Annotated in this window: 16 protein-coding genes and 2 pseudogenes; 9 read left to right on the top strand and 9 right to left on the bottom strand. The window is 47.8% G+C overall.

Annotated elements, in window-relative coordinates; translation table 11 throughout:
• A pseudogene (locus AC5JLP_RS28550) lies at positions 1–228 on the top strand (IS1634 family transposase); the annotation flags it as partial.
• An 8-nt stretch (positions 229–236) separates the two neighbouring features.
• On the opposite strand, the pseudogene AC5JLP_RS28545 reads toward AC5JLP_RS28550, so the two are convergent.
• From AC5JLP_RS28545 to AC5JLP_RS28520, 6 genes and pseudogenes are all read right to left on the bottom strand, one after another.
• Positions 237–1,315 (bottom strand): annotated as a pseudogene (locus AC5JLP_RS28545) (ISAzo13-like element transposase-related protein).
• 163 nt (positions 1,316–1,478) lie between these two features.
• Positions 1,479–1,934: an nSTAND1 domain-containing NTPase gene (locus AC5JLP_RS28540; RefSeq protein ID WP_496071236.1), complete on the bottom strand. Its 456-nt coding sequence runs from the start codon at positions 1,932–1,934 to the stop codon at positions 1,479–1,481.
• A 13-nt stretch (positions 1,935–1,947) separates the two neighbouring features.
• Entirely contained in the window at positions 1,948–3,255 is a 1,308-nt protein-coding gene (locus tag AC5JLP_RS28535; protein WP_496071235.1) for an nSTAND1 domain-containing NTPase, read from the bottom strand.
• A gap of 109 nt (positions 3,256–3,364) precedes the next feature.
• Positions 3,365–4,984 carry a CHAT domain-containing protein gene (locus tag AC5JLP_RS28530; protein WP_496071234.1) on the bottom strand — a complete coding sequence of 540 codons (1,620 nt, stop codon included), beginning with the start codon at positions 4,982–4,984 and terminating at the stop codon, positions 3,365–3,367.
• Positions 4,985–5,014: 30 nt separating this feature from the next.
• Positions 5,015–6,085: a hypothetical protein gene (locus AC5JLP_RS28525; protein WP_496071233.1), complete on the bottom strand. Its 1,071-nt coding sequence runs from the start codon at positions 6,083–6,085 to the stop codon at positions 5,015–5,017.
• Between the two features lie 186 nt (positions 6,086–6,271).
• Complete coding sequence (locus AC5JLP_RS28520) at positions 6,272–6,571, bottom strand: hypothetical protein (protein WP_496071232.1); 300 nt, start codon at positions 6,569–6,571, stop codon at positions 6,272–6,274.
• Between the two features lie 240 nt (positions 6,572–6,811).
• Here AC5JLP_RS28520 and AC5JLP_RS28515 point away from each other — a divergent pair, with 240 nt between their 5' ends.
• Together AC5JLP_RS28515 and AC5JLP_RS28510 are read left to right on the top strand one after the other, a co-directional pair.
• Positions 6,812–7,129, top strand: coding sequence for a DUF433 domain-containing protein (locus AC5JLP_RS28515; RefSeq protein ID WP_496071231.1), 318 nt, complete (start codon positions 6,812–6,814; stop codon positions 7,127–7,129).
• Complete coding sequence (locus tag AC5JLP_RS28510; protein WP_496071230.1) at positions 7,126–7,473, top strand: DUF5615 family PIN-like protein; 348 nt, start codon at positions 7,126–7,128, stop codon at positions 7,471–7,473. Before AC5JLP_RS28515 ends, AC5JLP_RS28510 begins: the two co-directional genes overlap by 4 nt.
• Before the next feature lie 85 nt (positions 7,474–7,558).
• Here the strand turns inward: AC5JLP_RS28510 and AC5JLP_RS28505 are convergent, their stop codons facing one another.
• Positions 7,559–12,097 carry a calcium-binding protein gene (locus AC5JLP_RS28505; protein ID WP_496071229.1) on the bottom strand — a complete coding sequence of 1,513 codons (4,539 nt, stop codon included), beginning with the start codon at positions 12,095–12,097 and terminating at the stop codon, positions 7,559–7,561.
• A 265-nt stretch (positions 12,098–12,362) separates the two neighbouring features.
• On the opposite strand from AC5JLP_RS28505, the gene AC5JLP_RS28500 reads away from it, so the two are divergent.
• Positions 12,363–13,124, top strand: a complete 762-nt coding sequence (locus tag AC5JLP_RS28500) for a DUF4058 family protein (protein ID WP_496071228.1) — start codon at positions 12,363–12,365, stop codon at positions 13,122–13,124.
• Positions 13,125–13,445: 321 nt separating this feature from the next.
• On the opposite strand, the gene AC5JLP_RS28495 is transcribed toward AC5JLP_RS28500, so the two are convergent.
• Positions 13,446–17,927, bottom strand: coding sequence for an nSTAND1 domain-containing NTPase (locus AC5JLP_RS28495; protein WP_496071227.1), 4,482 nt, complete (start codon positions 17,925–17,927; stop codon positions 13,446–13,448).
• 185 nt (positions 17,928–18,112) lie between these two features.
• Between AC5JLP_RS28495 and AC5JLP_RS28490 the strand changes: the two genes are divergently transcribed.
• The gene (locus AC5JLP_RS28490) at positions 18,113–18,391 is read left to right on the top strand and encodes a hypothetical protein (protein WP_496071226.1); all 279 of its coding nucleotides are present in this window, start codon (positions 18,113–18,115) and stop codon (positions 18,389–18,391) included.
• 116 nt (positions 18,392–18,507) lie between these two features.
• On the opposite strand, the gene AC5JLP_RS28485 is transcribed toward AC5JLP_RS28490, so the two are convergent.
• The gene (locus AC5JLP_RS28485; RefSeq protein WP_496071225.1) at positions 18,508–19,725 is read right to left on the bottom strand and encodes a hypothetical protein; all 1,218 of its coding nucleotides are present in this window, start codon (positions 19,723–19,725) and stop codon (positions 18,508–18,510) included.
• A 198-nt stretch (positions 19,726–19,923) separates the two neighbouring features.
• Between AC5JLP_RS28485 and AC5JLP_RS28480 the strand changes: the two genes are divergently transcribed.
• From AC5JLP_RS28480 to AC5JLP_RS28465, 4 genes are all read left to right on the top strand, one after another.
• Positions 19,924–23,511 (top strand): WD40 domain-containing protein, encoded by a 3,588-nt coding sequence (locus AC5JLP_RS28480; protein WP_496071224.1) that lies wholly within the window; start codon positions 19,924–19,926, stop codon positions 23,509–23,511.
• Positions 23,512–23,556: 45 nt separating this feature from the next.
• A complete protein-coding gene (locus tag AC5JLP_RS28475) occupies positions 23,557–23,820 on the top strand; it encodes a hypothetical protein (RefSeq protein WP_496071223.1) in 264 nt (87 codons plus the stop codon).
• Between the two features lie 165 nt (positions 23,821–23,985).
• Complete coding sequence (locus tag AC5JLP_RS28470) at positions 23,986–24,411, top strand: CU044_2847 family protein (RefSeq protein WP_496071237.1); 426 nt, start codon at positions 23,986–23,988, stop codon at positions 24,409–24,411.
• A gap of 48 nt (positions 24,412–24,459) precedes the next feature.
• Entirely contained in the window at positions 24,460–24,960 is a 501-nt protein-coding gene (locus AC5JLP_RS28465) for an S-layer homology domain-containing protein (RefSeq protein ID WP_496071222.1), read from the top strand.
• Positions 24,961–25,244: the final 284 nt, after the last annotated feature.

Genomic DNA, 25,244 nt, shown 5'->3' with positions numbered 1-25,244 from the left:
AAGACGCACTGGCAAGCGCAATTGCGACATCTGTGCACCGAAGAATTGGCTTGCGAAGCCGATGCGTGGGCGGCATTGAAAAAGTTCGAGCAGAACTTGCCCTGGCATCAATTGAACGATAGGGGAGTGCAACAAACGTTGCACTACGAGAAGCCAGGTAAACCCAAACGAGAGACTCCCCTCAGTCGCATCACCTATCAGCCACAGGCAGCATTAGGAGATTTCTAGGAATAAATCTACCCAAGAGCAGGTTGAATCAAGATGTCCCATTTGGGTAAAGCTGGATTGCGCTCTAAGCGATTCTCAACCTCACGCATGGCTGTCTTTGACAGTGAGATGCCCTTGGCATAGGGTCGTTGATTTAATCCGACGATAGGATGGATACTTTTCCAAGTCATACTTTTTGCCCATTGCAGCATAGTGTTGACATCTTTGAGTTGAGTGCCATTCCAATGTTGTTCCAATATTCCCCAACAGCGCTCAATCGGATTGTATTTACTGTGGTAAGGCGGATAGTAAAGCAGTTGAATCGGTTTACCAATCCGGTCACAAAACTCCACCATCCGGTTGAGAAATTGAGTGCGAACGCCACTACTTTCAGGTCCGTTATCGACTTTCAGTTGGAGCCGCGTTGTTTGGGTTTGTTGCGCTGTGCTCAAGTTTGTCCACCAAGCTTCCAGGGTATCGACGATGAAGTCACTGGTTTTACAGGAACTGCCAAAGTAGATAGACAATTGACCGCTATCCTCATCCACAATGCCACAAGGAATGTACTTTTCTTGGCAGCCTAAATCATGGTCACTCGCCTGATTGTCGCCTCGGGTTCGCCCACCACGAGAATACTCACCGATGTTGACCCTGGCTTTGCAATCGATGCTCACTCGTTTGACACTGCCATCGTCTGACTTGCGGTCTTTGGCTTGAATGTTGGCAAAAATCGCATCCGTTTCGGGCAGTTTTTTTGTGGTTTGGCTTTGACCACCGCTTGCAGTCGATAACCCATTCGATTGAGAATCACAGCCATGGTGCTGGGCGCAGGCAATTGCTCAGGCACAAATCCTTGCTGTTGCAATTGAGTCACCGCTTCTTGGGCCGTTAAGCGGGTATAGGCAATCGAAGTTTGAAATGTTGGATCTTGTTGGGCATGGGCCTCGGCTAGCTCTCGCAGGGCAGCAGCAGCTTCCGGTTGCCTCTCTTCCCAACGTTTCGCTCCCCCATACCCTGATTGTGCTCCCACACATACAATCCCAGTTCGCTTTTCGGCCAATCCAACTTCGACGCGCTCTCGTCCCCATCCGAACACCCGCTCTGCCATGCGAGCACTGCCATGGCAATACTTCAGTGTCATCTCGGCTTGAAAACTGCGGCGTTCGACTCCATGCAGTTTAGATGCAGCCAAACAAAGATCTGCGATCTGCGATGAGCTTAGCGGTCTTTCGACTTGAAGTGAAGGTTCCAAATCTCTGTTTCCTGACTTGCTAGAACAACTGACAGCATTTTACCTTGGGTAGTTTCTTTGTCAGAAATCTCCTTAGTCCTGCCGCACTGGTTAAAGATGCCAGGATGAAGCCAACCCCAGCGATGATTCTGGTTCTTCGCAGCTCACGACTTTTTAAGCGATCGCTGGCATCAATAAATTGATTTGCAATCTCACTAAACCCTCCCAGCACTTGCTGAAACGTCTCATTTTTTCGCAGATCCAATGCCTGGGCTAACCGTGAATCCGGTAATAAATCCCCTTCTTGTTTCTCCTTTTGCCAATGTGCGGCATCGTCATTGATCCGACTACGCAGGGCGATCGCTTTACGATTTTCTGTAATCCATTGCTCCAGGGTTTTCCAGGACATTAACAGCACCTCATGGGCAATTTCCACAGTTGCTGTTTGAACCGTGCCCAACTGTCCCTTCTCTGCCACCACAGGCGCATTACTCACCAACAGCTTGGCATCACAGCCGCGCTAAAACGTCCTGCTCGGTTGGGTCGGCAAAGTCCGATCGCAAGGCTCGTTTGCGTACCGCTTTCCATGCCGTTCCCGATGCTTCATCGCCGCCAATTTCCACCAGCTTGAGAAAAATCCGTTGCGCTGCCAATTGTTCGGCGTTGGTCAACTTTCCATAAATCTCATCCACATGCTTTTGCAGCGCACCCCGCACCCCGCCCAACTGTTGGTAGGTGCTGATATTTAAGGTGCGATCGCTCAAGCCGCCACTTTGGCGTTCTGTCTCCCACAGCAAATCCAGCGTGTATTGCAACAATGGCAAATAACCGGGCTGTCCTTGCACATCCTTCATCATCTGTGCCACCAGCCCCTCTTCCACCGTCGCGTCTGGCTGTGCGGCAAACTGTCCAATCATCAACTCTTTCTCAAACACCACGCCGTGTTTCGCAGCGGGTTGTTCGATCGCCAATCGTAACTCATCGGGCTGCATGGCAGTAAGCATCAAGCACTGATTTTTGAGGGCATTCACCAGGCGGGGATACTCATTTAACTGATGCGAAAAATCCGATCGCATGGTGGCAATAATTTGCACCGAACGATTCTGCTCCTTCGCCAAAACCTCGTTCAGCCGCACCATGCCAGCAATAAAGGGCTTTTGTCTTTCCGGTGCGCTCGTTGTAAAAAGTTCCTCAAACTGATCGATTAAAAGGAACCATTGTTCATCGGTTGGCTTCAGCGATCGCACCACCTCAAGCAAGGTGTCTTCCTTTCCTTCCCTTGCCAGCCCTGCTTTTTCCTGGAACCGGGGATACAAACTGGTATACAGCCCTTCAAAGGGATCTTGACCCGGTGTCAACGTCAACGCCATAAACCTAGCAGACTCTTGCGCCAGCCTGGGCATCAGCCCTGCCCGAATGACGGATGACTTGCCACTGCCAGATGCACCCAACAGCAACAGCAGGTTCGACGATCGCAGTTCATGGAATAGCTTTTCTACAAATGCAGTGCGACCAAAGAAGCGATCGGTGTCATCTTTTTCAAACGGCTTCAAACCTTTATAAGGTGAATGTGCAATGAGGTTGCGAATTTTAATGGCATCAACCGTGACATAGGTGATGATATGGCGATCGCCAAACTGAATGTTTTTGCCCTTAACGTTCTCAATATTGAACGTCACAGCCTCCGACGGCAGCCCAATGTGCGCCGTCTCGCCAGATGGTTGGCGCGATCGATGCAGAGCATCCTCATCCTCGGCACTGGTTGCGCTGTGATCGGTGGGTTCCAGAGTTGAATCTGACTCTTCGGGGGGCAGCATGGGGATACCTTCGATTGGGCGATGATTTGGCGTGGCGGAATGCCAGATCCCCGACTTCTAAATCAGGCGCAGGCGATCGCTATCAGGGCTGAACAAAGAAGTCGGGGATCTATGACGATGCAGCCTTTCCCTTCAGCACGGGAGTCAAGTCTTCGGGGATTGCGTCTAGCGCAATGGCATTCTTCCCAAACCGAAAGGCAATGTTGTAGGGAAGTCCATCGGATAAGGAGCGATAGAACCCTCTGGAGAACTCGATCGCGGCTCTATCACCAATTTCCTTTTTCATGCCAACGATGTAATCAATAAAAGGGTTGATTGCATTGACTTGGACTTCGGAGTAGCAAGCATTGAGCACAAGGCAGGCGATTGGTTTGGAGTAGGTAATGATTTCAAATAATTCTGCAAGAGCAGCGTTTGGCACCAGTTGAGTTTTCTGATTGTCGTTCTGCAAAACCAATCCATGTTCGCTTGCACCATGACCGCAGAAGTGAACAATATCGGGTTTGATGGTTAGTAGGATGTCTTGTAAGTCTCTTCGGCTGGCTCCCCACCGTTGGTCAAGGATAAATTGTTCACGATGACTGCCTAACCGTAATGCCAAATCAATTTCTTTCACTTCTTTTTCCAGATTCAGTCTGACCTGATCTTCTGGACTCGCAGCTAACACTAAGATTTTACGGACGGCAACGGTAGGGTTTGCAGCACTGTTAGAGTCAGGTGACTCTTTCACCAGAGAACTGACCAAGTTTTTGAGCGTTTCAGCATCGGTGCCGTTGTAGGTGCGATTGCCAAACTGTACATCACCTTTGATGCTTCCAATATTGATGTTGCTTTTGCTTGCAGCAGGCGGTTGAGTGGTCTGCTGAGCAAATTTTTGTCCTTCAGGGGTTTGAAGCCATTGGCGTAGAGCTTCTGTATCACCATCAGCTGGTGTGTTGTGAAGGATGCGATCGAGAATTGTATTTACTTCAACTCTTTCTTGCCGATCATCTAGCATTATCCTTTCCTCCTTTATTTCGTGTTGAATCTGTTTAATTTTGTTCTTCAAAAACTCTCTAAACTTCTTCGATGTAATCGGAGCTGCAAGAAGTTCTTTAGTGTAAGTTCCCTCGATTCCTAACCAATGAGAAGTTCCCTCCTTAAGTGGGAAGAAGAGGATCTTTTCTTTCCAATACTCCTTATTATCTATAACCTCACCTTCCCACTCCCCTGAGAGAAACTCTCCGACTGGAAGATGGAATTTATAATCTAGAGAAACTTGAGCAATAGGTTCTTTACTATTAACCGATTTTTCTAAAAAAGCTTTTAATTTAACAAAATTCTGATAGAGGCTCGAATCTGAAAAATATCTTTTAGGTATTCTTGTATTGTTAACAACTGTTTTTATGTTGTTGCTAGTGATACGGCATATTTCTCTAAACTTTTCTTCTACCTTTTGATTGTAAATTTTTTCACGATCGTATCTAACTTTAGTGCTGAACTCTTCAAGCTCTACTTCTAAAGTATCAATTTCTATTTCTAAAGTGTCAATTAAACTGCTAAGGGCTTCATGGTCATCGACACTCAATGAAGCTATCTGATAATTTGGATTCTCTCTTGATGTCTTTTTTCTGATAGCTCTTATTATCTTTTGTAGTTTTACTAAAACAAAAATAGCAGCATAAAGGATAGCAGTAATTTTTATGACTGCAATTAGAAAAGCAAAAATATTACTGATGATAGGCTCCATAGAAATTCTATATAGCGTTAGGGTTTACGATTATTTTCTATTTTCATTTTTGCCGAATGATTTAAGTGACTCGGCAAGACCATTGATAACACTAGCTAATATTGCTGGATGAGTCAAAATACTAATGAAACAAAACCAAATACTAGAGAGTATACTAAAGACTATGTTAAAGACGCCTAGAAGAATCATTTGGGAGAATCCATAGATGGCTGTTAGCCAATGCAAGAAGTACATTGCAAAATTTCTAAAGAAGCCTGAGCGACGATGATGCTCTACTACATCTGGTTCTGCACTTTTGCGTTTAGCATCTTCTAGCTCTTGATCCAACTCTTCTATAGTTCTTCTAATAGCCTGTATAATTTCATCAGTTCCCAATACATCCTGCAACATGCAATCTATGAGATCATATATCTTACAGGCTCTTCCTAAATCATATTTAGCCTCGTGAAAGTTCTTTACCTGCTTATATGAATAACCTCGGTACTCGTACAATTTTGCATAAAGGATTAGAATTTCCTGCTTGAAATCATTAGATTCACATTCAGAGCCTGTGATTATAAGATCCATTATTGCATCTTCAATTTGTCTGGTAGATGGGTTTACATCACCAATTAGACCATTAAAACAGTCACTTATTAGTACTGAAAAAAACGCACAATCTTTTTTTTCAGATGCTAGCTTCCTGTATTTTTCTATATATTCATTGCAGTAGGATTTAACCTCTTCCCATTTCTTGGATGATTGATTATCTTTACAAGAAGCTTGTGAACGATAATATGCTGAACTTAAAAAGTTATCTATCGCTTCTTCAAGACAGGATTTTTCTAGATAATCCATAACTCCTTTGTGCCATAACTTTAGATGTGCTAAACCACACCACTTATGAGCATTTGGAAGTATATCCTCACGAGAAAAGAAAGGAGAATTGATTGGATCGTGATGGATTTCAACAATAGCGAATAACTTCCGAAATTCTTCAATTGCCTCTTTCTGCATCCTTTCATTGTTAATAGAAAACTTAATTTCTCCCCTCTCGTAGTGCTCTAACGCCAGATTTCTTTGTTTATTTCTATCTCTTGTATCTTCTGAATTGCCTTGCATTTCTTTACACTCCAAAAGATTACCTAATCCTTTTTGGGAGAAACTTGCTCACTAATCGAAATATTCTTCATCAAAGCAAACGGTGAGCTTAATAGTAGCTTCTGTTTATCTTGGAAATCAAGCAGAGCACCTCAAAGCGTAGGGTGAACGCACATATACAGCGCTTTTCAGTCATATAGGGGACCCTCATAATGCTACAAACCCATACGCTGAAAGAGTCTGCCATCTTGGATGTCTCCCATGAAGCTGCGATCCGCTGTATCTTAACGATGGGTGCAAGGACAAAGCAGAAGTGTGATCGCCAAACTGAATGTCTTGCCCCTCAACTTTCCCGATATTGACGTTGTATTGTCCCTGCTGCAAACCAATTTGGACAATCTCGCCCTCCAGCTTCAGCGATCGACGCAAGTCAGCCGCGTCCGCTTCCGTTTCACTGCCTGTACGAATGCGGTTTAGAATCGACTTCAACTCTTCCAGGGTAAGCATAAGACTCCCAAAATCAAGTTCAGTGCCGTGTTGCTGTTCTCAGTATGCAATTAATTCTTTTCAAGGCAAGAAATTATTACGTTTAGCTTACGATCGAATTGGGCAGAGAGGTTTCTGAGCTGTAAAGGTGATCGCCTCCAAGGGTTGAGTAAGAGAGGCGATGTCCTTCCGTGCAAGCGTGCCATCTGCTCAAGCCGCGATCGCCTAAGATGGCAGAAGAACCTGGCGCGGGTAACTTTAATGGCACTTACAGCAACCGACTACAAGTACATTGAACTGGATGAACAGCAGGTTCCCTTCATTGCTGGCACCACGATGAAGGTCGTTGAACTGGTCGAGGCTCAACATGCGTATGGCTGGAGTCCTGAAGAAATCCATCTACAGCACCGTTACCTGAGCATGGGGCAAATTCATTCCGCTCTCGCTTACTACTGGGATCACCAGCAGGCACTTGATGCCGACTTGGAGCGCCGTTTTCAACACGCTGAAACATTGCGCCAGGAAGCAGGAGAATCTGCTCTTGCTAGAAAGCTGCGTGCCCAGGGACTCATCCAGTGACCATTGCGCTTTACATGGATGAACACATTCATGCGTCGATTACCGTGGGTTTGCGCCTCCGTGATGTGAATGTTTTAACGGTTCAAGAAGATCAGCGCTCAGGCATTGCCGATACGCGGTTACTTGACCGAGCCACCGAACTACGACGAGTCGTTTTCTCTCAAGATCAAGATTTCCTGATCGAAGCCCAGCACCGTCAAAGCGAAGGTATTCCTTTTGCAGGCGTGATTTATGCTCACCAACGGGTTGTGACGATCGGCGATTGCGTTCGGGATTTAGAAATCATTGCAAAAGCCAGCGATCCTGAAGATTTAGCCAATCTGGTGCAGTTTTTGCCACTGTGACCTTGAAGACGATCGCCTCCAGTCGTTGGGGCAGAGAGGCGATCGTCGTATGCTGTTAAATGGTGCGAGGCTAGTGCGATCGTCATCAACCCTTAGCCAACGGTGCAGGCTGGTAGTTGGAGACAGACGTAAACAGATCGCGTGTCAGCGCGCTTGCCTGCACGTTGTTGAGCGTCATCAACAGATCCCCCGTGCTATTGAGCTTGACCCAGGTACTGCTGGCATTCACCCCGGTGCCCTGAGTAAGCGTGAGTTGGTCAAACGTCAGCCCAGCCGCCAAGCCCAGACGGTCTTGACCCACCGTGAAGTCCAGCACCAGATCCGTCCCTTCGCCCGTCAGCGCAAAGATGTCCTTGCCCAGACCACCCACCAGCGTGTTGTGACCACTGCCACCAAACAGCACGTCATCCCCCTGATCACCCACCAGAAAATCATCCCACGCCTGACCGAAGAGGGTATCGTTGCCCTCCCCACCCGCCAGATAGTCCTTGCCCAAACCGCCCAGCAGCGTGTCATTCCCGGTACCACCCCGCAACGTGTCATTGCCACTCAGCCCCCAGAGCGTGTCATCGTCGCCCTGCCCATTGATCACATCATCCGAGTCGTCGAAGCCCTGCGTCCGATTGCTCAAATCGTTTAAGAACGTCACCGTATTGCGGTTCAGCACCTGGTCATACTGCCACTCCGCATTAAAGACATCAAAGCTGTCCTGGATTGTCGTTTGACCATCAAACAAGATGTTGCCCAGGTTTATGGAGCCGCCTGCACTTTGAGGGAGATTGTCCAGGTTTTCCAGCGCAAAGTCCTTCAAAATGACCTGTGTATTGGCAACCCCTTCAAAGCTAATCTCCAGGTCGCTGCCGTTTTGAGTCAGAAGCAGATTTTGCGCCACTAAATCAGCGCCTTTGAACTGAATGACATCCACCTCAGCAAGGGTGGCATCAGAAGGAGCCGCACCTCTCGCGATGCCACTAAAATCAATGATCGTATCGCTACCATCGCCCAGGTTGATGACGAAGCGATCGTTGCCACCGCCACCCACCAGGACATCGTTGTCAGTGCCGCCCGTCAGGACATCATTGCCCAGCCCACCTAACAATTGGTCTTGTCCAGCACCACCCGATAACTCGTCATTGCCCGCCTGTCCGTACAGCACATCACTGCCATCACCGCCATCTAAGCGATCGTGTCCGGCACCCCCTTCAAGATAGTCATTGCCGCCCGCACCCAGCAGTTGATCATCGCCGTCGCTCCCGTAGAGAAAATCATCGCCGAGTCCGCCGTTGAAGACATCGTTGCCCTGACCGCCATCCAGGTTGTCATCACCCGCTTCACCCAGAAGGAAGTCATCACCCTCGCCACCCAGGAGCGTGTCGTTACCCAAACCACCTTCCAGCCGATCGTTGCCTGCCTGTCCTTCCAGGAAATCATCGCCCTCACCACCGCTGAGGAAATCATTGCCATCACCGCCGTCTAAGTCATCATCGCCCGCGCCACCAAAGAGCTGGTCATTGCCACCAGACCCCAGCAGCCGATCGCGCCCATCGCCACCATAGAGCACGTCATCGCCCTCGCGCCCATCCAGGAAGTCATCGCCGCCTAAGCCGCTGAGGACGTTTGTGAAGTCATCACCAATGAGGCGATCGCTGTAGGCAGAGCCTTCCAAATTCTCAATGTCTTGAAAGATGTCGCCCCTCGCATCACCCGTTGCGCCCATGCCTGTGGTGAGGCTGGCAATGACACCCGCTGCCGCCGTGATGTAAGACGCAGTGTCACTGCTCTCGCCCCCCTGAAGTAAGTCCGCACCAGCGCCGCCAATCAGCGTATCGTCGCCTGCCTCTCCCAGCAGGGTGTCATTGCCATCGTTGCCATAGAGCGTGTCGTTGCCGCCCCTGGCTTCAAGCACATCATCACCATTGCCACCAGAAAGGCGGTTGCTCTGGTTATCCCCAATCAGGCGATCGTTCCCGTTGGAACCCACGACATTTTCAATGTTGATAAGGCGATCGGTGTCACCAAAGCCATCGGTGGCAGTCCCTTGTTCGAGGCTGACGAAAACCGCTTTGGGATCATACCGATAGCTCACGGTGTCCAGACCATCACCACCATCCAAGGTGTCATTGCCAGCATTGCCAATGAGCAGGTCATTGCCTGCCAGTGCGGTGATCTGATTTGCACCACTGTTGCCAATGAGCACGTCATCAAAATTGGAGCCAATCATGTTTTCCAAATTTTGCAACGTGTCGGTCGTACCAAAGCCATCGGTCGCCGTGCCAGCCGCGATCGTAAAGCCCGGTTCTAAGTTGAAAGCACTGGTGGGATTGTTGTATGGATTGCTCTCATCCAGATTGACGACAATGCCCTGCGGTGAATCGGCATAATTGACGGTATCGCTGCCAGCACCACCGTTGATCTGATCATTGCCAGCCCCGCCAAAGAATTGATCGTTGCCGTCAAAGCCATCCAGAGTATCGCCCCCTGCGCCACCGATAAGAGTGTCGTTGCCTTCCTCACCAAACAGGCGATCGTTCCCATTGCCCCCATCCAGGCGATCATCCCCTGTACCACCGATGAGGGTATCGCTGCCCGCTTCACCAAACAGTTGGTCGTTGTCGTCGCCACCAGAGAGCAGGTCATCACCCGCACCCCCGTTGAGCACATCCAGTCCGGCGCGCCCATATAACTCATCGTTGCCCTCACCGCCATCCAGCCGATCATTGCCCGCGCCGCCATCTAGCAGGTCATCACCCGCCTCACCATACAACTCATCATTGCCGAACAACTCATTATTACTCTCATCGCCGTAGAGGTAATCGTTCCCCGCGCCGCCGTAAAGCAAATCATCGCCGCCACGACCGCTGAGTCGATCGTTGCCCTCGTCACCAAAAAGTTGATCGGTTAGGGAAACGCCGTACAGCTTGTCATCGCCTGCACCGCCATGCAGTTCGGCGATCGCAGCAGCATTGACTGCAATGTCATCATTGCCTGCATCAGCGTAAGCAACCACTTTGGTGAAGCCTGTATGCGTTTCTTGATAACCAAAAGCAGAGACAACGCCATCAGTGGTGATGTTGAACTGCTCATTGATGACCTCCTTACTGACGTTGCGTTGATCAGCGCGGGTACCCAGGTTAAGCAACAATGTACCCGTAGCAGTGTCGTCGCTTGCCAGGTTGGGGGGTAATGGGTTGCTATTGCTATGCCGACTATCAAAGTTAAATAGGTCAATGGTAAAAATGGGAAGGTCGTAGTGATCAACTAATTTGTCAAAGTCACCAGTGATGATGCCCAGAAAGCCCTTGATCGGATTGAAGGTAATGTGCTCTGCCCAAAGATTTGCTCCAACCTGTACTTTGCCTTTACTGTCAAAGAAGCCTGTATTGAGAACACTGCCGAGGGCTGAGAGGCGCACTTTCTCTTGTTGCTCAGGGAGGTAGAAGCTGGCATCGCCTTGCAGAAAGACTTCTCCACCGGCTGCCAAAATTTTAGGTATGCCGACCCCCACACCACCTTTGAGTCGAGCATTCACATCAAACAGTGATTGTGTGCCATTAATGTAAAACCCTGCTAAGGCACTGCCGCCTTTGAGACCGAGGGTATCGTAACCAATGGTGAGACCAGGACTGGTGAAGGATGCTTGTCCGCCCCAGTAAGCTTGGGCTGGAATCGGAATGGGGGTTGGAATGACAAAGTCATAAACCTGGTTGTACTCGAAACCGGCACTAAACCCTGGCAGCTTGAAGTTGAGCAGCCCGACATCCTGACCTAACAGCAGGTTAAAGGCTGTATTGGGAGTTTCCAAGAGTGGAAAGGTAAAACCACCGCCAACTATGTTTTTCGCATCTGAGAAAAAGCTCAATCCTTTGCTGGCAGCTTGATCGAGTGGAGCGATCACGTAGGGTGTAGACGTTGTGATTTGTCCGTTCGCATTGGCGCTGAAGTCACCTAGATGGATGAAGCGATCGCCTTCGGAAAGTCTTCCAACGGCATTCTCAGCTTGATCAACCGCATTGATAATGGTGGGAAATTGAACGAGAGCATCGAATAGGGACGTATCAAACGCTTTGCCCTGCGACTTGCCCAGCGTTTCAGCCAGATCCAAGAGATTGATTTTGACACCGACATCACCAAGTCCTGGTACATCTTTTGTGAGAACTTCCCGGATTTTATCGAACGGTTTGAACACCTGCCCCACTTCACCAATGACGGGTTTGGCAAAGTCTTGCACAAACGAGCCTAAATCCAGGCGCACATCTTTGAAGGCAAGGCTGGGTGTGCTGCTGGGATTGTCGAGATTGAGGCTGAGGTTGAGGGTAGAGGCGATCGAGGGAATGCCGGGAGCATCACCAAAGTCTGTAGTGAGTGCCAGGTTAAAGTTGAGGACATCATTGGCGCTGATGTAATCATTTGCGCCGAGTGCCTGGTCTAAGGCAGCATCGATGGTTTGACGGATCAAGGCAGCATCGGCATTGGTTGCCAGTTTGCCTAAGTTGGCTTCAGCGTTGTCAAGTCCGGCTTTGAGGGGTGCAAACTTATCGTCAAGCGTGGTTTCAAATTTGCCGAGAATGGTTTCTAAATTGTTGAGTTCATTGATGAGCTGCTGGGGGCTGAGTTGGTCTGGCATCACTCGATCTCCGTAGTTAGATGAATTCGCTAGTTGTTGCGTACAAATTCATCTAATCCGGTGACTGTCTGAGTTCAAGCCTGAGTAAGACTGACTTGTTCTGACTTACGATCGTCCCTCTGATTCTTTACACTCATAAAGTACTGATCGCCCCTCGACATAACCAAATTGCCTGATATGCAACCGCGATCGCCAGAGCTGCACCTGTTTTTAGCAAGGCAAGAAGTAGAATAAGAGTGCATCCTTGCTGCTTTAAAGCTGTTACATGGCTTCACCGTTTCCGGGCATGAATCCCTATCTGGAAAACCCAGAGTTTTGGTCGGCGGTACATAACCGACTGATTGTAGCGATCGCGGATGACCTGGTAGACCATCTCAGCGAAAAGTATCGGGTTGAGATTGAAAAGCGAACCTATTTTAGTAATGATGATGAAACCCTGTTAGTTGGGATTCCTGATGTTGCAGTGGTGACCGGCAGAACGACGGAGGCGACGTCTGGTACTGCAACACTTTTGTCACCTGGACAACCGCAGAAGGTGACGGTACCGATCGCGGAGGAGGTGAATGAAAGGTACCTGGAAATTCGAGAAGTGGCAACTGGAGCGGTCATTACTGTGATTGAAGTACTATCTCCTAAAAACAAACGGTCTGGGGAAGGACGGTTAGCCTATGAACGGAAGCGAAATCAAGTCTTGGCAAGTGCAACCCATCTGATCGAGATCGATTTGTTACGGAGTGGTCAGCCGTTTCCAATCATGGGTAAGGAGCTAGGAGACTACCGTATTTTAGTCAGTCGGGGTGATCAGCGTCCCTCGGCAGACCTGTATGCTTTCCGCTTGAGGCAACCGATTCCGTCAGTTCCCATTCCCCTACTAGCTGGGGAAGAAGAGCCAATTGTAGACTTACAAAAGTTGCTGAATTATATCTATGAAAGGGGACGGTATCATTTGGCAATTGACTATACTCAACCGCCTTTGCCGCCGCTATCTGAAGAAGATGCTCAATGGGCAAAAACACTTCTAGCCTGACGTTTATGGAAATGATCGCCCTTCAACTCAGCGATGGCCCACCCTTTCCAATACAGAATCTCCTTCCACTTCATCAGCCGATCGCCCCCTCAACTCAGCGATCGCACATCATCTTCAACCCAAAATCATCCTTCCACTGCATCAGCCGATCGCCTCCGTTGCATTGTTCGCCTGGGATTGTCGAATCTCCAACTTTTTCAGAAAAATTGGAAACCTCTCAAGGTCAAGGTTCACCGACTTCTCCACCCACTTCTTTGGCAAAGGCTTCGGCTTTCTGGCGATCGCTAAAGCTAGCAACTTGCACTGATGGTTTACCCATCATTACTTACCCAAGCCAATGCCATCACAGAGGTTGCGATCATCGTGACTAAGGCTTGCGCTTGGATTTCTTAAATAAGCTTTTACTCGGTCACAATTTTGCACTAGCAACTCATTGAGTTCAAAAAGCTTCCATAATCTCTTACCAACTGATAACAGTTTACTATCTGAACTAAACCTTAGATCTAAGCGAGAAGAACCTGAAAAAGCTGCTCTTTTAGTTCCTTCAAACGGAACAATCTCTTTACCATTGATATCCCAAAGCTTTACCGATTCATCTAAACCTAGTGTTGCGATCAACTGACCATCAGGGCTAAATTCTACTTGGGTAATCCCTCCTTGATGTCCTTTCAATTTCATCATCTCTTTACCTGTGGCGTCCCACAAAGTTGCTACGCTAGCATTGGCAAGAATTAGACCACATTGATCGCAACCACGAGGAATATCATAAGTTATAAATCTATTACTTTGAGGACTGAATCTTATGACGGAAATTCCATCTATACGTTCTTGTAATGTTGCAATCTTTTGACCTTTTGTGTCCCATAAATTTAATCCATTCTCTCCTCCAGCTACTAACAATCGGCTGTTAGGACTAAACTGTAGAGTATAAATTCGCTGTTCATTGCTCTGAATAAAAGCAATTTTCTTTCCTGAAACTTCCCAAATATACAGTCCATCTTTTTCATCAGTTACCAATATCTGGCCATCAGGACTAAATATGCAATCATCTCTCAAAGTCCCCCGAAACTGAGAAATTTTTTCCCCTTGATTATTCCATAACTTAACGGAACCATCGTCTTCAGAAGTTGCTAATAAATCTCCTTTAGGGCTGAACTGAAGCTCACGAATAGTTTTGCTTCCGTGTAAAAAAACCTCCTGGCCTTTATTATTAATAACATGCCAGCTACTTTCAGTGTGGCCATCGTATGTCTCTACTGCTAATAACGTATTAGCAGGGCTGAACTTCATTTTAGTAACATATTTTGAGGTCTCTTGAAACTGAGAAATTTTTTCCCCTTGATTATTCCATAACTTAACGGAACCATCGTCTTCAGAAGTTGCTAATAAATCTCCTTTAGGGCTGAACTGAAGCTCACGAATAGTTTTGCTTCCATGTAAAAAAATCTCCTCGCCTTTACTATTAATAATATGCCAACTAGTTTTGTTATTATCAGTTATTTCTACTGATAATAATGTACTGTCAGGGCTATACTTTACATCATTGATATATCCTGAAAATCCCCTAAATTGGACAAGAAGTTTTCCGGTAATATTCCACAGTTCAATACTACCGTCCTTTTTATAGATTATTAGTAAAGTTCCATCAGAGCTTAACTCTATAGTCTTGAAGTCTTCTCGATATTTCCAAAATGCAAGGTTTTCTTGATTATTTAGATTCCAAAAACTTAGTGATTTACTTCCAGATGTTATGAGCTGCTTATCGTCGAAGCTAACTACGTTAAATTCGGCAGATCCATTTTCACCTTGAAATTGACTAATCTCCCTACCTTGTACATCCCATAAGCGTATTATGCTCTGGCTTGCACTCCATTCAGCATAATCGCCAACACTTGCATGCCCCGTTACTTCAGTCACTAATTGATTACCATCTGGGCTGAATGTGACTTTTACGTGATCACTAGCAGAACTCGCTTCTATAGAGACAGCACGAGAATCACTTAAATCCAGCAACACAACGGCACCCTTACGCGTTATTGCTAGGAGTTTTCCAGTAGGATTGAACATCATATTAGAGTCATCACATTCAGCAGAATATTGAAGAACTTTCTTACCCTGTTTATCCCATAAATCAACAATATTATTTTTTTCGCAAGTTGCCAGTAGCTTGCTATCAGGGCTAAGCTCTATAGAAGAGTGCTCACCTGAGAGCCGAATAACTTTTCTACCACTAAAGTTCCATAGTTGGACAACGTTGTTTTTTCCACGAGTCACTAATAGCTCATCATTAGGATAGAACTTTATTTCTTGTTGTTGTCCAAGTTGAGCAATTTTCCTTCCTGTTGTGTCCCATAGTTGAACTGTATTATCTTTCTCACGGCTGACTAACAAGTTGCTGTCAGGACTAAATTCTACAATCTCTTGTTGTCCAAGTTGAGCAATTTTCCTTCCTGTTGTGTCCCATAGTTGAACTGTATTATCTTTCTCACGGCTGACTAACAAGTTGCTGTCAGGACTAAATTCTACAATCTCTTGTTGTCCAAGTTGAGCAATTTTCCTTCCTGTTGTGTCCCACAGTTGAACTGTATTATCTTTGTTATAAGTTAATATTAGTTTACTGTTAGGAAAAAATACTATCTTTTCTTGCTGTCCGAGTTGGTCAATTTCCTTACCTGTTATGTCCCATAAGTGAACTGTATTATCTTTGCTATGAGTTGCTAACAAGTTATTGTCAGGACTAAATTCTATAATTTCTTGCTGCCCAGAAAGCTGGATAAATTCTTTACTTGTTGTGTCCCATATGTAAGCAGATCCATTTTCTTTACTAAATGCTAGTATTTTACGATTGAAGCTTAACTTCCAACTACTCAAGCTCTCCAGACGATTAATTTCTTTTGTTTCGTAAAATACCTTTGTTAAAGCAGAAACAGTTGGGGCATAAGCCTCATCTCGACCAAAAAGCAGCAAGTTAAATTGTTTCCCTGCTTTTACTGCATTCAGTATGGCTTCAAGTTGGCGACCTGCCAGAAAATTCGCCTTAGAAGCTTCAGCAGCAGTTATGACGCTTTGTTTTTGAGATTTTACTTGTTGCAAGAAAGAGAAAATTCCTGCGATACCAATTAATCCAATTGCTACTACTGCTCCAACTGTAATTCTACGAGCTTGTCTAATCTGCCGCTCTCTAATCCGATCGCGCAACCCCAAACTTGTATCAATAAACTGATTGGCAGTAGTACTAAACCCACCCATCACTTGATTAAACGTTGGGTTCTTTTTAAGTTCCAAAACCTGTTCTAGCTTTGAGCCAGTCCACAGTTCATCCTCTGCCTTCTTTGCTTGCCACCGTGCCACATCATCATTCAGCCGATTCCGCAGTGCAATGGCTTGGCGATTCTCCTTAATCCAGGTATTCAACATCTCCCAGGAGGTCAACAACGCTTCATGGGCGATCTCTACCGTTGATGCCTGCACTTGAGGCTGTTGGTCACTGACTAAGAGATTTTCATCAATCAATCGCACCAGTACCCGTCGTTCTAGCTCAGTGTCAAACTCCGATCGCATTGCCCGTCGCCGCACAGGTTTCCATTCCGTCCCCGATTCCTCATCGCCACCAATTTCCACCAACTTAAGAAAAACACGCTGAGCCGCTAATCGTTCTGCTTCGGGCAACGCTTCATAAATCTGGCTCACATGCTTTTGCAGCGCTCCTCGCACGCCACCCAACCCGCGATAGGTGCTGATATTCAACGTGCGATCGTGAATACTGCCATTCTGCACCTCCGTCTCCCACACCAGATTCAACGTGTACTGCAACAGCGGCAAATAGCCCGCCTGCCACTGTACATCCTTAATAATTTCCTCAACCAAACCCGTTTCAAACACCACTCCATGCTGTGCCGCTGGCTGCTCGATCGCCTGTCGCAACTCATCCGATTGCATTTCAGCAATAAAGGGACGATGCTTATCCGTCGCCTTGACGAATGCCGGATAGGGGCTGAGGCGATCAAAGAAATCTGCCCGCATCGTTGCCACCACTTTGACTGGGCAATCTTTCGCTGTACCCATAAACTTCAGTGCGGTATTAAGCTGCACCAGACTGGCAATGAACCGTTCACCTTTAGTAGTTGCACCTGAGCCATCGCGCTTATCTGCCTGGCTGGTCGTAAACAACTCCTCAAACTGATCAATGAAGATGAACCAATAAGCATCCGATCGCCTGAGTGTCGTCACTACTTGCGTTAGCGTGTCTTCTTTGCCGTCGCGAGCAACCTGGGCTTCTGCCGCCTTGTAATAACGCTTTAGGCTGGCATACAAGGACTCAAATGGATCTTGGTCGGGTGTAAACGTGAGGCTCACCAGCCGTGATACCCATTTCTTCGACAGCCAAGATAGTAACCCTGCTCGCACCACGGATGACTTTCCACTGCCTGATGCGCCCAACAGCAAAACCAGGTTCGTTTGCTCCAATTCATTCGCCAATTCTTTAATGAATTGGTCACGCCCAAAAAAGCGATCTTTGTCCTCTGGCTCAAACTTCTTCAAGCCCTTGTAGGGTGAACTCTGGATCAATTTCCGTGTTTTGATCTCATCCACTGAGAGGTAAATGATTTTCTGTCCCAGAATCTGCTCAATGGTGATGCGATCGCCAATATGAACATCTTCACCAGTGAGTTCGTCGATATTGATGTTGACTGGCCCACCAGTTTTCGATTGCGATCGCCGCAAGCGATCGAGATCGTCAGCACTGGCTGTGCCGTTACTAACGCGTTCCAGAATAACGTTGAACTCTTCGGGGGTAAGCATAGGACATCAATGATGAATTGGGTGCCGAGCTGAACTCAGTATCGTTGTAATTTCTTACGCCGAGAAAAACTTTAATTTTTGATTAAGACCAAGAGCGACCCTGTCATTCCAGGTATGTCCCCAGACATCCTGCTGCCACCAGTGGGATAAGATTCCGATGAACAGACTGTCCGCAGAGAAGGGGAATGAAGGTCTATCGCTCAGTCATCCAGGTACGAAAGAGCGATCGCCTGCTATTGGATTACAACCTCAATCTGATATTCCTTGAGCGGTGGTTGGTTCTGTTCCCACGATCGCGCTTGCTTAAACCGAAGCGTCGCCTGTCCTGCTTTCAGCGCTTGAATCTCAAAGGTCTCGTTGCGGCTAGCACCGATCCAGACTCATGGCTACTTGCTGACGATAGTACGGCTCTTACAGCAACCACAGAATCACCCTCGTGGGTCATTTCATACGTCCATTGGTAGCCCACTGGAGCAAGTTCAGGAAGTGTCAAAGTATACGTTTTTAGTCAAAGGGCGATCGCTCAGTCAGCTATGTCAGGAAGAGCGATCGCACAACAATCAGCACTCACGGTCAGTCACTACCCTACAGCGTTGTAGCCATCAAGAATCACGGGTCGGTAGCCTTTAGGAGTGAGATCATTGAAGAGGGCTTGATACTGTACTCCAGTTAAGTAGTGTCGGGCAACCCAGGCAGCACCACCCTTCTGTTCAAACATACACAGATAGCGATCTTGCCCACCCACGTTGTAGCCGCTGAGAATTGTCGGTCGATACCCTTTCGGGACTAAATCATTAAAGACTGCCTGATACTGTGCCCCAGTTAACCCATGTCGGGCAACCCAGGCACCACCTTTTTGTTCAAACGCACACACATAGTGATCTTGCCCTCCGATCGTGTAACCACTAAGAATCGTCGGTCGATACCCTTTGGGCACTAAGTCGTCAAAGACTGCCTGATACTGTGCCCCAGTCAATCCATGTCTTGCAACCCAGGCAGCACCACCCACTTGCTTCCAAACACCCAGGTATCTGTCTTCACCACCAATGTTGTAGGCACTGAGAATCGTCGGTCGATACCCTTTGGGCACCAGATCGTTGAACACCGCTTGATATTGCGCTCCGGTTAAGCCATGTCGCGCCACCCAAGGAGCGCTGGGTAACTTGTCAAACACACAGATGTAGCGGTCTTGACCATTAATACTGTACCCATTGAGAATTGTGGGCTGAAAACCTTTAGGCACTAAATCGTCAAAAACTGCCTGATACTGCGCCCCAGTTAGACCGTGGCGAGCAATCCAGGCACCACCAGTTTGCTCCCACATGCCCAAGTATCTGTCTGGTGATGACGAGTCACTGGTCAAGGCTGCTCCGACCGTATCGAAGTTAGTGGCACATTTGACATCAAACACAACCGAGTAGCTGAAATCTGGGTTGGAAGCGGCAGCCGTCTCAAACGTTTGTCCCTCTTGCCAGTTGGTCGCTGGGGTAATTTTGAATGTTGCTCGTGGTAACGGATCGTCAGCAGATGAGGTATCAATCTCAACCCCTGTGACTCCCAAATCCAGGCTTTGCAAAGGACCCAAATCGACGATAAATGACTTGTTTACAACCAGTTCGCTGTTATCTCGTACGCCATCAAACCGAATGGTCTCGCTCTGTCCCGCAACGGTAAATTGAAGTTGCCATTCGGCTGAATTTCCCGGCTCACCAGTGAAGCCAATGACATCGCCGTAGCTTTCTGATTTACCCACTTTGACTTTCTGAATTGTAACCATCGCTTGTTTGCAGCTAGCCATTGGAATTCTCCTGATTTGATCAATTAATCTGTTGAAGATTGGCGAAAAGCTTTTGTGGGCTATCGCTCGTTTCTTCCGCTGTATAAGTTCATCAAATCCTTGTATTGACTGAGTTCAAGCCTGGGAAGACCTGACTTGAGGCTGACTTGTGACGACTTTCGTTTCTAGATAGAATTTGGGCACTGCTACAGGAAACCTATGTCAACTAGATCGCTCAGGGTGCGTCGGGAGTGTATTGAAATTGCAAAATTGGCAGTCGGACGCAGCAGCTTTCTCAATCAGCAAGCCTTAGCTGAGGATGCGGGACTGGCACGTGCCACCGTAAGCAACTTTCTGAGGGGCAAACCGGTCGATCGCGCCACCTTCGTGGAACTGTGCCAGCGACTGTCGCTCAATCCCGAAGACATTGCAGACTTCAGTATGGTTGAGGCTCTTGTGCCTCAACGAGAAGTAAAAGAAGCAATTACGCTTCCCACCGCATCCCTGCTATCTCCCCTTGGCTCCCAATTCCAAACCCCCGTGATCGATTGGGGTGAAGCACTGGACGTTTCCTTGTTCTACGGACGTGCGGCGGAACTTGCCAAGCTGGAACAGTGGCTTTGCCACGATCGGTGCCGACTGGTGATGCTGTTGGGCATGGGTGGCATTGGCAAAACGGCACTGTCCGTCCGGCTGGCGGAACAACTCCAGGATGAATTTGAGTTTGTCATCTGGCGATCGCTCCGCAATGCGCCTTCGGTACAAGAGCTTTTGACCGATTTATTGAGTGTGCTTTCCCGGCAACGCCAGCTTGACCTGCCAGACAGCTTTTCGGGCAAACTGTATCAATTGTTGGACTCCCTGCGCACCCACCGATGCTTACTCGTACTCGACAACCTGGAATCTATTCTGGTGGCTGATGGACGGGCAGGTGCCTATCGGGATGGCTACGCAGTTTATGGACAGCTCCTGGAAACGATCGGGCAGAGCCGCCATCAAAGTTGTTTGGTCTTCACCAGCCGGGAACAACCGCGAGGCTTAAGTATCAAGGTCGGCAGTACCCTTCCCATCCGCGCCCTCCATCTGGCTGGCTTAGAGCCGAACGAAGGGCAACAGCTGATTACGGAAAAGGGGTTTGCTCTATCTGCCAAAGACGGACAGTCGCTGATTGAGCGCTATAGCGGCAATCCACTGGCACTCAAGATTGTGGCGACCACCATCCAGTCCTTATTTCAGGGCAACGTGGCAGACTTTCTGGCGCAAAGCACATTCATTTTCGGCGATCTGTCTGACTTACTGGCGCAACAGTTTGAGCGGCTGACAGATCTGGAACAGCAGGTCATGGTCTGGTTAGCCATCAATCGGGAAGGCACGTCCCTGGCAGACCTCCGGGAAGACCTTGTGCCAGCAGTGACGCAACGGGCACTCCTGGAAGCCGTGGAGTCGCTACAAAATCGCTCGTTGATTGAAACGGTGGCGGGAAGCCAGCAATCATCCAGCCATTTCACCCAACAACCTGTGGTCATGGAGTATGTGACCGAGCGCTTGATTGAGCAGATCAGTGAGGCGTTGATGCGCGGTGAAATTGGCTGGTGCGATCGCTATGCCCTGAGCAAAGCCCAAACCAAAGATTACTTACGCAACATGCAATGCCGTCTGATTCTACAACCAATGGTGGATCGGTTATTAGCGGCATTGGGAAGTAAAGAAGCAGTACAGCAAACGCTCGACATCGTTTTAGCTAACCTAAAAACTCAGCCGCTACACCCGCCCGATTATGCGCCAGGGAATCTAATTAATTTATTGAGTCACTTGAATGTCAGTTTAAGAGGATACGACTTTAGCAATCTGGTCATCCGACAGGTTTATTTTCAAGGTGTAAACTTGCAGGGAGTTAATTTTTCTCACGCAGACCTGACGCAAACGGTCTTTACTCAAACTTTAGGCGATATCCTGACTGCAAACTTCAGTCCGAATGGAACGCTGTTAGCAACGGCAATTGATCGAGACATTATTCTTTGGCAAGTCACAAGCCGGAAACAGCTTGTGACCCTGACTGGACACACAGCCTGGATTCTATCTGTTGCCTTTAGTCCGGATGGTAAGCTCATTGCCAGCGGCAGCAATGACCAGACGGTTCGGCTCTGGGATTGGGAGTCTGGTCAGTGTCTCAAAACTTTAAAGGGGCATACCAGTGGCGTACAGGCTGTTGCATTCAGTCCTGATGGGCACATTCTGGCTAGCGGTAGCCATGACCACACGATTCAATTGTGGAACGTGCAGACACAACAATGTCTTCGCGTCTTGCAAGGGCATTGCGATCGAGTATTAGGATTGATTTTTTGCCCCGATCAGCGAACGTTGATTTCAAGTAGCGAAGACAAAACGATTCGGCTTTGGGATCTGCGTTCTGGTGAATGCTTGCAAATGCTGCAAACTCAGATTAATTGGGTATGCTCCATGGCTTTAAGTCCTGATGGTCGCACATTAGTGACGGGGAGCGATAGCCAATTCGTTAGGTTCTGGGACTTGCAAACTGGAGAATGCATGGGTTTTCTACCGGATTACAACGTCCATGTTTGGGCGATCGCGTTTAGTCCCAATGGTCAATGGTTGGCAACGGCAAGCGCCGATAAAACTGTACGGCTGTGGGATCTGCAAACGAAACAATGCCTCAAGACGTTTCAGGAACACAAAAACCAGGTGTGGCAGGTCAATTTCAGTCCTGATGGTCGAACCCTGGTCAGCAGTGGCGATGACCAGACAGTGCGCTTGTGGAATGTGCGATCGGGACAATGCTTAACGACTCTCGAATCCCATAGCAATTGGATTTCATCTGTGGCTTTCAGCCCCCAAGGTAAAACGCTGGCCAGTGCCAGCAAGGATCACCTAGTCCGCTTGTGGTGCTTGCATAGTGGAGAATGCCGAAAAATTTTGCATGGTCATGCCGATGCTGTGATGGCGGTTGCATTTAGCCCAGATGGTGAAATTCTGGCTAGTGCCAGCGACGATCGCACGATTAAACTATGGGATGCCAGCACTGGAGAGTGCCTGAAAAACTTACGAGGACACACCGATTGGGTTCATGCCATCCAGTTTAGCCCGAACCATACCACCCTCATCAGTGGCAGTTGCGATCATACCGTCAAACTGTGGGATGTTCGTTCCGGTGAATGTTTGTATAGTTTTGAAGGGCATACCCACCGGGTTAAATCCGTTGCCTTTAGCCCTGATAGCACAAAGCTGGCAAGCGGTAGTGGGGATCATACAGTGCAACTGTGGCAGGTCTCAGGGGAGCGGTTGCAAACGTTTAACGGTCATACCGATTGGGTGTTCTCGGTTGCTTACAGTCCCAAGGGTCATTTGTTAGCCAGCGGCAGTGGCGATCACACCATTAAACTTTGGGATGAGCTGTCAGGGAAGTGTTTACAAACCTTGCAGGGGCATACGCATCGAGTGCGATCGGTGGCCTTTAGTCCCGATGGCACCACCCTTGCCAGTGGCAGTGAGGATCGCCTCGTTAAGCTGTGGGATGTACAGACCGGAAGATGTCTGAAAACTTTACACGGACATCGACGGATTGTTTGGGCAGTCACCTTTCATCACCAGGAGCCGATTCTCACCAGTTGCAGTGAAGACGGCACAATCAGGATGTGGGATAGTGACACGGGGGAGTGCTTGAAAATTCTCCAGGTCGATCGTCCCTATGAGGGCATGAATCTTACAGGCGCGATCGGCTTGACTACGGCTCAACGAGCGACACTGCGGGCTTTAGGCGCAATCGAATCAGAATTGGTCATGGATTAATAGAGACCCAACAAATTTATTGACTTCTACCCAGGGAACATATCTATGAGTGAAAGAAACAATCCATCTAATGAAGCATCGGCAGTAACCAGAAAGCTTGTGAGTTTGGACAGTGAAGCAGAAGTTGCCGATGAGAGACTGTCCTTAGATGGAAGCGATCGATCTTCCAAGGCCCCGCCTGATGTTCAACCTTCAGATTCATCTCAGGTTGTGAGAAAGCCTGTGGTGATTGGTGATGAAACCGATCAAACGGAGGATACAGATCGTGGTCCTAAGAACACAGGCGTAAGCACTGATCCTGAAAAGTAAGACGGACAATCTCAGTTGAAAATTGTGCCTGCCAGAATGCTTACACCGCTTCTTAACATAAAGGGCGATCGCCTAAAAATACCGATCGGGGTAGTGAATCGTAAACCCAGGGACATCGTCATCAGGGCTTGACAGAGCCGTCAGGAGCGGGAATGCCAACCAACGATCGCGGCCTTTAACCCACATTCAGAGGTAGAGCGGAACTGTACGGGACAACTCACGCCGATCGCGCTGGCAGACGGCACCACAATCTACATCGAAGCCACAGACGATACTGCTACGCCTCGTGGTGATATTGTGCGTGGTACGCCCTATGACGACAACGCCCCACGCGGTCCCGTCATCATTGGTGAACCGCCGAAGCAAATCGCTCAAACCTTTGAGGCGATCGAGCATACGGTGCGGGCATACACGACCTATACGTTGAATGCGTTTAAGCAGGTAGCAATTGCTGAAGTCAGTGAAGTCACGCTTAAGTTTGGGGTCAATATCAGCAGTGAGGCAGGGATTCCTTACATTGCCAACGCGAAGGGTGGTTGCAATATGGAAATCACGGTGAAATGTGAGTTTCCTAAAAAAGCTGAATCATAAGCTATGCAATGATAAGAATTGACCAGGAAATAACTGGTGAGATAACCAATGAAGCAGAAATATGGCTGGCTTAAACTATTAGCTCTCTCCTGCATCCTTTTTGTATGCGTTACAGTGACTATGTCTTGCTCACTTCACAAACCAAGCCCTATTGATGTGGGGCAAAACTCAGAACCAGCAGTTGTATCTTCTGGAGGTTACTACGAAGATAGTATTAAAGACTCTAAACAGGGCATCGTCTCGGTAGATCATCCTATAGATGATTCCGAAATTAAAAGGCTACAGGGGAATTGTGAAACAGGCAACTTTTTTAATAATATTTGTATAAATTACGACGATGTCAAGCTATCAGATTGGGCATTTCAAGGATTGCAAAACCTTGTGGAACGGTACGGCGTTATACAAGCATATTCGGACAAAACTTTTAGAGGAGATCGCGCTGCTACGCGATATGAGGTTGCTGATATGTTAGCTGCTGCTATGGATGTAATTGATCGGGAAATCAAGCAACAAGCACGGGAATCCTTTTCTAAGAAAAGCTTTATATAGCAGTCCTAAATCATTTGTGAGATTGAGAGGCTTTGTGAGAAAGGATTCCAGTGGAATCCTTTCTCACAATCCAAATAGGATCGCTATAGATCTGACAGCATCAGTTAACGAAGTAGCTGGCGAGTTAGCTACTTTAAGAGGGCGAGTGGATAGCTTAGAAACTCGATTTACTGCACTGAAGAAGTTAAAAGCTCATTGATATAGCCATTGCCACTAAGGTCGCGGTGGAGGGAGCATGTCACTTTTTCTACAAGCAATTATGCTTAGTTGCAAGGCAATGGTGA

The sequence above is a fragment of the Stenomitos rutilans genome (assembly GCF_059505485.1).
Note: the sequence above shows the minus strand (reverse complement) of the source record. Positions and strands in the feature narration are given on the sequence as shown.